This is a genomic window from Gordonia crocea (assembly GCF_009932435.1).
Lineage (GTDB): Bacteria > Actinomycetota > Actinomycetes > Mycobacteriales > Mycobacteriaceae > Gordonia > Gordonia crocea.
Genome location: NZ_BJOU01000001.1, coordinates 2,357,414 through 2,370,473, shown reverse-complemented (window position 1 = coordinate 2,370,473; position 13,060 = coordinate 2,357,414). Strand labels below are relative to the sequence as shown.

At 69.4% G+C, this 13,060-nt stretch carries 9 protein-coding genes; 5 read left to right on the top strand and 4 right to left on the bottom strand.

The window, feature by feature from the left end; genetic code table 11:
- Positions 1-106 precede the first annotated feature (106 nt).
- Together nbrcactino_RS11200 and nbrcactino_RS11195 are read left to right on the top strand one after the other, a co-directional pair.
- Positions 107-1,681, top strand: coding sequence for a DUF222 domain-containing protein (locus nbrcactino_RS11200; RefSeq protein ID WP_161927421.1), 1,575 nt, complete (start codon positions 107-109; stop codon positions 1,679-1,681).
- Positions 1,682-2,055: 374 nt separating this feature from the next.
- Positions 2,056-4,314 (top strand): polyribonucleotide nucleotidyltransferase, encoded by a 2,259-nt coding sequence (locus nbrcactino_RS11195; protein WP_161927420.1) that lies wholly within the window; start codon positions 2,056-2,058, stop codon positions 4,312-4,314.
- 92 nt (positions 4,315-4,406) lie between these two features.
- Here nbrcactino_RS11195 and nbrcactino_RS11190 read toward each other — a convergent pair whose 3' ends face one another.
- From nbrcactino_RS11190 to nbrcactino_RS11180, 3 genes are read right to left on the bottom strand one after another with little or no spacing between them, the layout of a single operon-like run.
- Complete coding sequence (locus nbrcactino_RS11190) at positions 4,407-6,065, bottom strand: efflux permease Rv1217c-related protein (RefSeq protein ID WP_161927419.1); 1,659 nt, start codon at positions 6,063-6,065, stop codon at positions 4,407-4,409.
- Positions 6,062-6,961, bottom strand: coding sequence for an ABC transporter ATP-binding protein (locus nbrcactino_RS11185; RefSeq protein WP_161927418.1), 900 nt, complete (start codon positions 6,959-6,961; stop codon positions 6,062-6,064). The genes nbrcactino_RS11190 and nbrcactino_RS11185 overlap by 4 nt, the downstream gene beginning before the upstream one ends.
- The gene (locus nbrcactino_RS11180; protein ID WP_161927417.1) at positions 6,958-7,479 is read right to left on the bottom strand and encodes a MerR family DNA-binding transcriptional regulator; all 522 of its coding nucleotides are present in this window, start codon (positions 7,477-7,479) and stop codon (positions 6,958-6,960) included. The genes nbrcactino_RS11185 and nbrcactino_RS11180 overlap by 4 nt, the downstream gene beginning before the upstream one ends.
- Before the next feature lie 65 nt (positions 7,480-7,544).
- On the opposite strand from nbrcactino_RS11180, the gene nbrcactino_RS11175 reads away from it, so the two are divergent.
- The gene (locus nbrcactino_RS11175; RefSeq protein WP_161927416.1) at positions 7,545-8,729 is read left to right on the top strand and encodes an NAD(P)/FAD-dependent oxidoreductase; all 1,185 of its coding nucleotides are present in this window, start codon (positions 7,545-7,547) and stop codon (positions 8,727-8,729) included.
- 21 nt (positions 8,730-8,750) lie between these two features.
- Here nbrcactino_RS11175 and nbrcactino_RS11170 read toward each other — a convergent pair whose 3' ends face one another.
- Positions 8,751-10,790 (bottom strand): neutral/alkaline non-lysosomal ceramidase N-terminal domain-containing protein, encoded by a 2,040-nt coding sequence (locus tag nbrcactino_RS11170; RefSeq protein WP_161927415.1) that lies wholly within the window; start codon positions 10,788-10,790, stop codon positions 8,751-8,753.
- Between the two features lie 90 nt (positions 10,791-10,880).
- On the opposite strand from nbrcactino_RS11170, the gene ybaK reads away from it, so the two are divergent.
- A complete protein-coding gene (gene ybaK, locus nbrcactino_RS11165; protein ID WP_161927414.1) occupies positions 10,881-11,351 on the top strand; it encodes a Cys-tRNA(Pro) deacylase in 471 nt (156 codons plus the stop codon).
- A gap of 164 nt (positions 11,352-11,515) precedes the next feature.
- On the top strand, positions 11,516-13,015 hold the full coding sequence (locus nbrcactino_RS11160) for an amidase (protein WP_161927413.1): 1,500 nt from the start codon (positions 11,516-11,518) through the stop codon (positions 13,013-13,015).
- The last annotated feature ends 45 nt before the right edge of the window (positions 13,016-13,060 follow it).

Below are 13,060 nucleotides of genomic sequence, written 5' to 3'. Positions count from 1 at the left end.
TTATATTCCTCGATTGGCGGGTTGTGTGGTCGGCGTCCACCTTCGTTCCTTCGAACAGGCATGCGAGTTCTGTGGTATCATGGCAGGTGAGAGGCGGTGAAATCCGATGAACGACCTTGACCTTCCGAGTCTTGATTCGCCGGGTTTTGATCTGCCCGAGTCGCCGGTGGAGTTGGTGGCGTTGCTGGGTGCGACGGTGCAGCGGTTGGGGTCGGCGGTGTGGGCCGCGGAGACCGAGGATGATTTGCTGGTCGCCGCCCGTGGTCTCGAGTCGGCTCGTCGTGCCCAGCTTGGGGTGGATGCGCAGTTGTTCACCGAGATCAGCGACCGCAGCGCGTATGCCCGGGATGGATTCACCCATCCGATTCTGTGGTTGGCCAAGGGGCTGCGGTTGGGGCGCAGCGAGGCCAAGCGGCGTGCCCGGCGGGCGGAGAAGATTGCCCGGCTGACCGGGATGACCGGTGAGACGATGGCGCCGAAGTTTCCGGCGACCGCGGCGGCGGTGGCCGCCGGAACGATCTCGGGTGCCCATGTCGACGAGATCGCCGACGTGATGCGCCGGGTGCCTTGTGTCGTGCCGGAAGACGTGGTCGCCCGTGTTGAGGAAGACCTGGCCGCGATGGCGACGACGCTGACCCCGCAAGAACTGCGCAAGGCGGGAATCGCCTTGTTGAACTATCTGGACCCCGACGGGGCGTTGTCGGAGGAACGGGATCGCAGTCGGAATCGGAGCCTGTCGATCGGGGCGCAGGACATCCGGTTGATGTCGAAGCTGACCGCGAACCTCACGCCGACGGTGCGGGCGAAGTTCGAGTTGATCCTGGCGAACTGGGCCGCGCCGGGAATGAACAATCCCGACGATGACCCCTCGCTGCGGCTGACCGGTTCGGCCGCCGACCTCGACACCGCCGATGAGGTGGTTGCCGAGCGGGTGGCGCAGGCGCGGCGGCGTGATCATCGCAGTCCCGAGCAGCGCAATCATGACGCCTTGGAGGCGATGTGTGATTTCATCACCAGCCGCGGTGGTTTGGGCATGGGGAAGAAGATTCCCGGACAGTTCATTGTGACTGCGAGCATCGCGGATTTGAAGGCCGGCTGCGGTACCGCCCTGACCTCGACGGGAACACTGATCCCGGTCGGCGAGCTGGTCGAGGTGGCCGCCCGGTTGGATCCGTCGCTGGTGGTGTTTCGCGATCACACCCGCGAGGTCCTCTACTACGGACGGGCGCGGCGGTCGGCGACATTCGCCCAGCGTTGCGCGTTGTTCGCCCGTGACCGAGGTGATTCCCATCCCGATTCGGATACCCCGTTCATCTATACGCAGGCCCACCATCTGCCCGATTGGGCCAAGGGCGGGCAAACCGACATCGACAAACTCACCGCAACCAGCGGCCGCAACAACCGGGCCGTCGGCGACCAGCCGCGCCAGTGGGAGACGGTCTACCGGACCAGCGGCCCCCACACCGGCTGCGTCGGCTGGCGGCTGCGTGACCATCCCGGCCCGCCGGGAGTGTTGCGCGTCAACGGCGCCCATCACCCCGACGATCTGGCCCGCGACACCATCCGCCGGATCCGCGGCAGCCGGGGCAAAGGGTCCGCCCACGCCGACCCGCCCACCGATACCGCTGCCTCGCCGATCGAAACCCGGTACTGCAGCCGCCTGGGCTACACCGAACTCTGACCACCCGCCGTGCCCATCCGACGCGCCCCGAGCGCTGGGCAGGAGTTTTATCCATTGCGGGTGATAAACTGCACGGCGGAGCATCGCACAATGCCGATGTCACCCCGAACTGCTGGACAGATCGAATCAGATCGGTCCTCGGTAGTGGCCGCCGGAACGAGCGGAATCATCCTCACCTTCCGGCTGCTTCGATCGAAGGCCGTCTGCACCGCATGCGTCGCATGCCCGCCCAGCTAACCGTGGCGATTCTCGTGCATTCTCTGCGCCTGCCTCCCGGCACCGAGCCGCGCTTGCGCGCACCGTCGGTGCCGTTACGCATATCCAACGGCGCCGCTAGAACCGGCGCGCCGAATCGAAGGGAAACACCCCAACACATGTCTGACACCACCGACGTCTACGAAGACGACGTCACCGAAGCAACCGCGATCATCGACAACGGCAGCTTCGGCACCCGCACCATCCGCTTCGAGACGGGCCGCCTGGCCCAGCAGGCCGCCGGCGCCGTCGTGGCCTACCTCGACGAGGAGACCATGATCCTGTCGACGACGTCGGCGTCGAAGGCGCCGAAGGACCACTTCGACTTCTTCCCGCTGACCGTCGACGTCGAGGAGCGGATGTACGCCGCGGGACGTATCCCCGGATCGTTCTTCCGCCGCGAGGGCCGCCCGTCGACCGACGCGATCCTGACCTGCCGCCTCATCGACCGCCCGCTGCGCCCGTCCTTCGTCGACGGCCTGCGCAACGAGATCCAGGTCATCGAGACCATCCTCTCGCTCAACCCGAACGACCTGTACGACGTCGTCGCGATCAACGCCGCCTCCGCGTCGACCCAGATCGCGGGCCTGCCGTTCTCCGGCCCCGTCGGCGGTGTGCGCGTCGCGCTGATCCCGACCGACGAGAACAAGGCCGGCCAGTGGGTCGCCTTCCCGACCGTCGAGCAGCTCGGCGGCGCCGTCTTCGACATGGTCGTCGCCGGTCGCATCACCTCGGGCTCGGGGGACACCGCCGACGTCGCGATCATGATGGTCGAGGCCGAGGCCACCGAGAACGTCCTCGAAATCATCGCCGGTGGCGCGCAGGCGCCGACCGAGGAGATCGTCGCCGAGGGCCTCGAGGCCGCCAAGCCGTTCATCGCCCGGCTGTGCGAGGCGCAGAAGCGCCTGGCCGACGCCGCGTCGAAGGAGACCGGCGAGTTCCCGCTGTTCCCGCCGTACGAGAGCGACGTGTACGAGGCCGTCGAGGCCGCCGGGTCGGACAAGCTCGCCCAGATCCTCACGATCGCCGGCAAGCAGGAGCGCGACAACTCGACCGACGAGCTCAAGGCCGAACTGCTCGAGCAGCTCGGTGCCCAGTTCGAGGGCCGCGAGAAGGAGATCGGCGCCGCGTACCGGTCGCTGACCAAGAAGCTCGTCCGCCAGCGCATCCTGACCGACCACTTCCGCATCGACGGCCGCGGCATCACCGACATCCGTGCGCTGTCGGCCGAGGTCGCGGTCATCCCGCGTGCCCACGGCAGCGCCCTGTTCGAGCGCGGCGAGACCCAGATCATGGGTGTCACCACGCTGGACATGATGAAGATGGCCCAGCAGATCGACTCGCTGGGACCGGAGACCTCCAAGCGCTACATGCACCACTACAACTTCCCGCCGTACTCGACCGGTGAGACCGGCCGCGTCGGCTCGCCCAAGCGCCGCGAGATCGGCCACGGCGCGCTCGCCGAGCGTGCCCTGGTGCCGGTGCTGCCCAGCGTCGAGGAGTTCCCGTACTCGATCCGCCAGGTGTCCGAGGCGTTGGGCTCCAACGGCTCGACCTCGATGGGCTCGGTGTGTGCTTCGACGCTGTCGCTGCTCAACGCCGGCGTGCCGCTGAAGGCGCCGGTTGCCGGCATCGCGATGGGCCTGGTCTCCGACGAGGTCAGCATCGACGGCAAGACCGAGACCCGCTACGTCGCCCTGACCGACATCCTCGGAGCCGAGGACGCCTTCGGCGACATGGACTTCAAGGTCGCCGGCACCAAGGACTTCGTCACCGCGCTGCAGCTCGACACGAAGCTCGACGGCATCCCGTCGAAGGTGCTGGCCGGTGCGCTGAGCCAGGCCCGCGACGCGCGTCTCACCATCCTCGACGTGATGGCCGAGGCCATCGACGAGCCGGATGAGATGAGCCCGTACGCGCCGCGGATCACCACCGTCAAGATCCCGATGGACAAGATCGGCGAGCTGATCGGCCCCAAGGGCAAGACGATCAACGGCATCACCGAGGAGACCGGCGCCAACATCTCGATCGAGGACGACGGCACCGTGTTCGTCGGCGCGACCGACGGCCCGTCGGCCCAGGCCGCGATCGACAAGATCAACGCCATCGCCAACCCGCAGCTGCCGAAGGTCGGCGAGCGCTTCCTGGGCACGGTCGTCAAGACCACCGCCTTCGGTGCCTTCGTCTCGCTGCTGCCGGGTCGCGACGGGCTGGTGCACATCTCCAAGCTGGGCAACGGCAAGCGCATCGACAAGGTCGAGGACGTCGTCAACGTCGGTTCGAAGCTGCGCGTGGAGATCACCGACATCGACGAGCGCGGCAAGATCAGCCTCGTCCCGGTCGCCGACGATGCCTCGTCGGAGCCGGCTGACGCCTGATAGCCCGGGCTTCGGCCCGTACGCGTGAGCAACCTCCGGCCCGCACCACCTCGGTGGTGCGGGCCGGAGTCGTTCTACCTGCCGCAGCCCGGCTATCCGACGACGATGTCACGCCGGGTCATGCGCGCCAGGCCGAATGCGGCACCACCGACGGCGATGGCGACGAGTACGGCCGCTGCGCCCCACGGCATCCAACCGCCGACGTCACCGCTGACCGCGTGGGGACCGTGGCCGAACAGCGCGGCGCTGCGCAGCCAGTCGGGCAGTTTGACCAGGTCGGCGAAGACGGCGACGAATCCGCTCCACGCGACCACGGCCCACACCAGCGCGGGGAGCCGCCGCAGCGACCCGACCGCGGCGGCGGCGAGGCCGACCGCCGCCACCACCCCGGGCAGTTGGGCCAGGGGATAGGCGAGGGCCCATCGGGCGGCCTCGGCGTCGGCGACCGCGAGGGTCACCACCGCCTGGACCGCCGATCCGACAGCGAGGAGCACCGTCGAGCCTGCGGCGGCGAGGAGCAGCCTCGCCATCAGGGGGGCGGTGCGCCGAACCCCGGTGGCCAGCTCGGTGTCGAGGAGGCCGTCCCGCTCGTCGGCGACGGAACCGAGGATCGTCTGCACGCCGTAGACCATGGGAAGCACCGCGATGAAGACATAGCTGAACGAGAAGTACTGGCGCTCCGGGTCCGTCGCCGAGGACAAGTCGTCGAACATCGAACCGGTGGCCGAATCGCTCCCGGCCAGGGTGATGAGCGCGTGGCTCATCCCGCCGAACAGCGCCGCTATTCCGACTACCGGCACACACCACAGGATCAGCGAATCGCGGCCGAGTCGCCACGCCAGCCCCCACGACGAGACCGACGCCAGCCGGTGCGGGCGGTGCGGTGGCGGGGCAAGCAGCCCGGCACCGAATTCGCGGCGGGCATGCAAGGCGAAGGCGGCGGCGAACAGCGCCGCCGCGACGAGCGCCGCGCCCACCAGCGGCGCCGGGTCGTTCGTCGTGTACGGCGCCGCGGCGTCCTTGAGGCCGAACCAGCTGATCGCCCGCAACCAGTGCCAGGGCGTCAGATCCGCGCCGACGCGCGCGGCGAACCCGGTCGCGACCACCGCCCATGCCGCGCGCCGCGTCGACGACGCGTCCCAGAACAGCTCGGACACCACCAGGGTGGTGGCGCCGATGCCGATTCCGGTCAGAGTGACGACCAGGCCGAATACCGTTGCACCGGCAAGGGTCAGCTCGGTGGAGCCGATGGCCTGCAGGGCCAACACGCCTCCCGCGCCGATGCCGAGCAGCGCGCTGGCCGCCACGACCACGGCGGTGACCGCCGCCGTCGGGGTCCACCGGCCCAATCCCGCGGCGGCCACCGTCTCGGATCGGCCCAGATCCTCGTCGACCCGGGTCATCGCCACGACGAGGGTGAGCATCATGACGCTGGTCAACACGATCACATAGGTACCCATCTCCCACTGCGCCAGCTGGCCGAGTGTCCCGGGCCGCGGGAGGTGACCGTAGAGGACCTTGGTCGCGTCGTTGTCGCGGAGACTCTCGACCAGGGGGCCGCGGGAGGCGAGGTCGGGGTAGGTGGTGGCGTAGCTCGGTGCGGTTACCGCGACCAGCGCGATGATCGGCACCATCCAGCACGCGAGCCGCAGGCGATAGCGGCGAAGCGTCAGGCGCAGGAGCGGACCGAGACCGCGCACACCCGAACCGGCGAGAGGGACGGCGGCCGCCGTCGCGGAGTGGGTCGTCATGGCGCCTGCGTCCGGTAGTGGCGCAGGAAGAGCTCCTCCAGACTCGCCGGCGCGCAGGTCACGTCCATGACCCCGTGTGCGGCAAGAATGCCGAGGACGCGGGGAACATCGGCTCGCGGAACATCCCACCCGATTCCATCGGACCCCGATTCCGGTGCCGAGGGGGTCAGGCCGAGCGCGGCGACGTCGTCGATCACGTCGGGAATGCGGGCCCCTCCGACGCGAATCGTCGTCGCGGACAGGTGTCGCAGCGCGTCGAGCGGTGCCGACTCGACCTGCCGGCCGTCCTTGATGATGGTCACGTAGTCACAGAGCCGATCGACCTCGGCGAGGATGTGACTGGACAACAGGACCCCACGCCCGTCCGCGGCCGCCTGCGCCACCAGCGAACCGAACACCCGCTCCATCAGCGGATCGAGGCCCGAGGTCGGCTCGTCGAGGATCAGCAGCTCGGTGGGGGCGGCGAACGCCGCGATGAGCGCGAGTTTCTGTCGGTTGCCTTTGGAATAGGCGCGCACCTTCTTGCCCGGGTCGAAACCGAAGCGCTCGATCAGCTCGGCCTCGACGCCGGGCCGACGGGCACCGCGCAGGCCGGCCAGGGCGTCGAGGACTTCCGCCCCGGTCAGATTCGGCCAGAAGGCGACATCGCCGGCGATGTAGGACAGACGGCGGTTGATGGCGGCCGCGTTGCGGGCCGGATCGGCACCGAGCACGCTGACCGAGCCGGCGTCGGCGCGGTAAAGGCCCAGAAGGGTGCGGATCGTGGTCGACTTCCCGGCGCCGTTCGGCCCGAGGAAGCCGTGCACCTGGCCGGGGGTGACCGCGAGGTCCAGGCCGGCGACGGCGGTGAACCCGCCGAAGCGCTTCACCAGCCCCGTGACATCGATCTGGTTCATCGAGTGCCTCCTGACGCGTTGGGATCGGTCCCGGCCCGGAACCGGTCGAGCCAGTCGGCGACGACGGTCTCCGCGTCGAGCTCGGGGAAGCCGACAGCGGCCAGTCGGCGCAGCAGATCGCCGGCGGTATCGATTTCGTCGACCTCGTCGAATGCCGCGGCCAGATCGGCAACCGCGGGTGGAAGCATCCCGCGCACGGCGAGCACGATGGCCATCGCCCGCTCGGATTCGACGGCCCGGCGGGAGGCCGCGTCGGGCATGCGGTCCACGAGGCGCCGATAGAGGCTGGAGAGTTCGGCAGGCAGCGGCGACACATCCGCGCCGCGCCGCGCACGCTCGATCAACGCGGAGACGCGGGTCCGCTTGGTCTGCAGGATCTCGATGTGTTGATCGATATCGGACAACACATCGGTCAACTCGCCGATGACCGGCGGAATCTCGAGCAGCCCGAGTTGGTGGTAGTGGCGGACCGTGCGGACGGTGGTGTCGGCCAGGTCGGCGACCTCGGAGACCTTCATACCTCCATCGTGCGCCGTGACGTTACGTCACAGTCAGGGGTTGCGCCGGGGCGTACGGTGAGGACATGGGTGCGACGACGGTCATCATCGGCGGCGGGCTTGCGGGAGCAAAGGCCGCCGAGGCATTGCGGGACAAGGGATACGACGGCACGGTGGTGCTGATCGGGGCCGAGGCCCACCTGCCCTATGAGCGGCCGCCCTTGTCCAAGGGGTATCTCGCCGGCTCCGACGACCGCGACTCGGTCTTCGTCCACGACCGGGAGTGGTACGACGACAAGAACGTCGACCTGCGCATCGATGTCACTGCCACGCGAATCGACCGAGAGGCCAAGGCGGTCCACCTGTCCGACGGCACCGCGGTCGACTACGACAAGGTGGTGCTCGCCACCGGCTCGCGGCCGCGGCACTTCCCGGGCGATCCCGATGTCCAATACCTGCGCACCCTCGACGATTCGGAGTTGCTGCGCGAACGCCTCGGCGAGGGAAAGTCGCTGCTCGTCGTCGGCGCCGGCTGGATCGGGCTGGAGGCGGCTGCCGCGGCGCGGACCCTGGGCACCGCGGTCACCGTCGTCGAACCGGAAGACGTGCCGCTGGCCCGGGTGCTCGGTGCGGAGCAGGGGGGCGTGATCGCCGACCTGCACCGCCGCCACGGCGTCGACCTGCGACTCGGGGTGGGGGTCAAGGCCATCGAATCCGGCGCGGTGACCACCGACGACGGCGAGACGCTGCGGGCCGACCCCATCCTGGTGGGCATCGGCGCCGAACCCGAGGTCGCGTTGGCGCGCGAGGCCGGGCTGGCGGTCGGCAACGGGGTCGACGTCGACGCCCGGTTGCGGACCTCCGATCCCGATATCGTCGCCGTCGGCGACATCGCCAACCACGACCATCCGATCTTCGGTCGGATCCGCATCGAGCACTGGGCCAACGCACTCAACCAGCCGGCCGTCGCGGTGGCCAATCTGCTGGGCGGCAACGAAGCCTACACCCGGCTGCCGTACTTCTACACCGACCAGTACGAGTTCGGCATGGAGTACCGCGGCCACGCCGCCGGCGACGACGAGTTGGTGGTGCGCGGCTCGGTCGCCGACTTGGAGTATCTCGCGTTCTGGCTCGCCGACGGTGTCGTCCGGGCCGGGATGAACGTCAACATCTGGGACCAGGGCGACGACATCGCCGCCCTCGTCCAGTCGCAGCGCATCGTCGACCCGGCCCGGCTCGCCGACGCGTCGATACCGCTCGCCGACGTCTAGATCGCGGGGCGGGGGTAGGGCTCAGCCGACGGTGATCGGGCCGGTGGTGCCGGTGAACGACCGCAGCGACCCCGACGCCGACTTCGCGTCGCCGAAATAGCGGATGCGGTAGACGCCCGACGCGCCGCGGGGGATGCGCCAGGTGATGGTGATCGTCGACGCCGACGGGCTGGCGCCCGGGCGCTCCCACTTCAGCTCCGTCGACTCGTGGTCGTCGTCGTAGGCGGTGGTCCACCCGGTGGCCGTGCGCTTCTCGACGGCGAAATACCCGGCGGTGTGGCGGCCGCGGCGGATCCGGTTGGTGGGGAAGGCGCCGCAGAAGGCCGCGGTGACGGTGTCGCCGCCGTGGGCGCGGCTGCGCGGCGCGGAAACCACCTCGCCGAACCGGCGCCCGGGCATCGGGGTGTCGGCCGGTTGGGTGCCCAACAAATCCGGCTGGGCACCGGAGTGGTCGGCCGGGCGCGGTCCGCGGCCCAGTCGGGTGCCGCGCGCCATCGCGGCGGCCATGGCGTGGAACTCCTGTTGATAGGCGCACAGCGTCCAGCGGCCGAATAGGGTTTCCCCGCCTTCATACTGCTGGGAGACATATTCCTCGGGGGTGGTCACGTACTGGCTGTAGCCGTTGGCGTACCCCTGGACCAGGACGTTGGCCAGCGGAACGTGCAGCGCATCGGCGACGACGCGGCGGATCCGCAACCCGGCCACGATCGTCACCTCGGCGGGCACCGATGCGAGCACCAGGTCGCCGACGCGGAGCAACTGCAGCGGAAGAGTCTGCTCGATCCAGGGGCGCGGCGGCAGGATGCCGAGCGGGAACAGGATCGCCTTGGGGGCCTGGGAGTCGACGATCCACGGACCGGGCGTCGGGGTGGCGCCGGCGCCGAGTGCCATCGCGAGTTCGTTGCGCACCCCCTCGTTGAGGAAGGAGAGCTGGCTGCGGGTGTTCTCCTCTTGGGCGGTGGCGGCCGCGGCCGCACCCATCATGGCCGGCGAGGTCCGCACCGCCTTCCCGTGCGGGGTGAAGTCGCCGGACACGACCACGTTCGAGAGGTCGACGTACCGGGTCGCGGAGTCGACGCCGCCGCGCGACATCGGCCGAGCCGAGCCGAGGGCCTCCTGTGCGGCACGGTCCTGGCGGCGGCCGATGATGACCCGGTTGGCCCGGTGGTCGTGGGTGGGGCCGCCGGGGTGCATCTTGCGCAGCCACAGGTTCGGCGACATGTCGCCGGCGTTGGTCTGCGCGTGGGCGCTGACCAGGCCGGGATCGCGCTGCTCGGCGAGATAGGCGGCGTAGCCCTTGTTGTCGGAGGAGATGAGGAAATTGGCGTCGGTCAACGAGGTGCCGTGAGTGGCGAACCAGGTGATCTCGCCGATCACCCGACCACCCTGGCGCAGGCGCACCGCGGTGACCTGCGGGTCGATACGTTCGGGGAAGTGGCGCTGATCGGCGCGCGGGTTGAGGACGAAGGCCTGGGCGGATCGGTTGGCACTGGCGTTGTGGAGCTCGCCGTGCCCGAGTTCGACGGTGCCCGGGGCGAGGCTGTCGTGCGCCTGGGCGACGGCGTCGAGCAGGCCGGCCAGCTCGGCGGCGAACGAGTTGCGGCGGTGTCCCTTGGCGGCGAGGACATACGCGTAGTCCCACGACGTGCCGCCGCAGGAGTTGTGGTTGTGCGTCGCGTTGATGTTGACGTTGTGGACGTTGTAGGTCGAGCCGTACCGTTTGGCGAGCTCGGCGAGCAGGGTCGAGTGGTGCGAGGTGAACACGCACGCCAGGTCGGCGGTGATGAACAGGACGCGGCGGCCCGTCGCGGCGTCGGCGATGATGAACGCCCGGGCCCAGGTGCGCTGCAACAGCCCGTTGGCGACCTGGTCCATGTCGGAGTAGCCCATCATGCCCTGACCGGCGATCGCCCCGGTCAGATCACCCTTGCCGGCGCCGACGAGGTAGCCGCCGGGCTCGGCCGCCGCGGTGCCCGCGGTACCCGCGACCCCCGCCAGACCCGCGCCGACCGCGGTGGCGGCCGACGCCTGTAGGAATCCGCGCCGTGAGATTGCGGTCATGACACCCCCGAGTGGTTCGTTTCGCATTGAGACGAAGGGTATCCGGACGGTGTTTCCGTCCTGTCACAGCCCGCCGGATAGGGTTTCGGTGTGGCTACCGGAACCCCTGCGACGACGGCGTTGCGCGCGGCCGGCGTGCCGTTTGAGATCCACGCCTACGTCCATGACCCGCGGGCGAAGTCCTTCGGTTTGGAGGCGGCCGAGGCGTTGGGCGTGGCGGCTGAGCGGGTGTTCAAGACACTGCTCGTCGACGTCGACGGCGAGTTGTGCGTCGGGATCGTGCCGGTAACCACCGAGCTCGACCTCAAGGCGGTGGCGGCGGCGCTCGGCGGGAAGCGGGCACGGATGGCCGAGGCGGCGGCGGCACAACGGGCCACCGGCTACGTTCTCGGCGGGATCTCGCCGATCGGGCAGAAGCATGCGCACCGCACGGTGCTCGACGAGACCGCCGACCTGTGGGACACCGTGTTCGTCTCCGGGGGCCGTCGCGGTCTGGACGTCGAAATCGCCCCCGACGACCTCGTCGCGCTGACCGGGGCGCGTCGGGCCGCGATCGGTTAGCCGCCCAGCTGGGCGCGGGTGACCTGGGACAGGCCCTCGTTCACGTCGTGGCGTGCCAGTTATGGGCGGATTGCGCGCACGACGGGTGGAATCGGCGACGCCGGTTGGCAATTGTGGTGCCGCATCGGCCTTGTCGGGGCCGCGATACCGATACGCTCGAGCCCATGAACGTGGACGAGTACATGAGCCATGACGCAACCGGGTTGGCGGAGTTGGTGGCGGCCAAGGAGGTGACGCCGGCCGAGCTGTTGGACCTGGCGCGCAAACGCGCCCAGCAGGTCAACGGGAAGCTCAACGCGATCGTCATCAACGTCGACATCGAGGCCGACGCGCAGGTCGCCGGTGATCTCTCCGGCCCGTTTGCCGGGGTGCCCTTTCTCATCAAAGACTTGCACCAGGAATACAAGGGCTATCCGACGACTTCCGGCTCGCGGGCGCTGCGGGACTTCGTCGCCGCCGAGAACGCCTTGATCACCGACCGCTTCCTCGAGGCGGGCCTGGTCGTCTTCGGTAAGACCAACACCCCGGAACTGGGGTCCAAGGGGATCACCGAGTCGACGCTGTGGGGGCCGTGCCGCAACCCGTGGGACACCTCCCGCACCCCGGGCGGATCGTCGGGCGGGTCGGCGTCGGCAGTCGCGGCCGGGGTCGTCCCCGCCGCCGGGGCCAACGACGGCGGCGGTTCGATCCGCATTCCAGCGGGTTGCACCGGGTTGGTCGGGCTGAAGATGACCCGCGGTTTGGCGCCGTACGGCCCACAGACCGGTGAGCCGTTGTTTGGGTTGGCCACCGACGGTGTGGTGTCGCGGACGGTGCGCGACACCGCCGGACTGCTCGACGCCGTCATCGGCCGCAACCGGGCGGCGGACTTCCAGGCGGCACTGCCGTCCCGCAAGTTCGCCGAGGTCATCAAGAAGCAGCCGCGCAAGCTCAAGATCGGCTACTCGGCACGCTCGTCGATCATCGAGCGGCCCGACCCGGAGGCGGTCAACGCGGTGACGAGCACCGCCGAACTGCTCGCCGACCTCGGCCACAAGGTCGAAGAGGTCCGGCCGCCCTACGACGACAAGGCGTTGGCCGAAACGTTCTTGACCATCTGGTTCGCCCAGCTCGAGGGTCAGATCGCCGAGATCAAGGCGACCACCGGTGCCAAGGACGGCGACTTCGAGCCGGACACCCTGGCCGTCGCGGAGATCGGGCGGGCCAACGGGGTGGCCGCACTGATGCGGGCATTGCACAAGGTCACCGAGTACACGCAGCAGATGGAGGCGTTTTACGCCGACTACGACTTCTTCCTCACCCCGACGATGTCGCGCCCGCCGATCCCGATCGGCCAACTCGACACCCCGGCCCCACTGCAGGTGGCCGCTCGGGTGGTGCACCGGGTCCACGCCGGCAAGGCACTCGTGCGCACCGGGGTGATCGACCAGATGATCAACGAGAACCTCGGCTGGGTCCCCTACACCCAGCTGGCCAACATGACCGGGCGTCCGGCGATCACCGTCCCCGTCTATTGGACCGACGCCGGGCTGCCGCTCGGCGTGCAGTTCAACGGCACGCTCGGTTCCGACGGCACCCTCTTGCAACTGGCGGCCCAGATGGAGGAGGCGGCGCCCTGGATCCAGCGCTTCCCGGCGGAGCCGAAGCACCACCTCGCGTCCTGAGCGGCCGCCGCACCGGCCGGCGACCGGCGGTCACTAGACTCGATA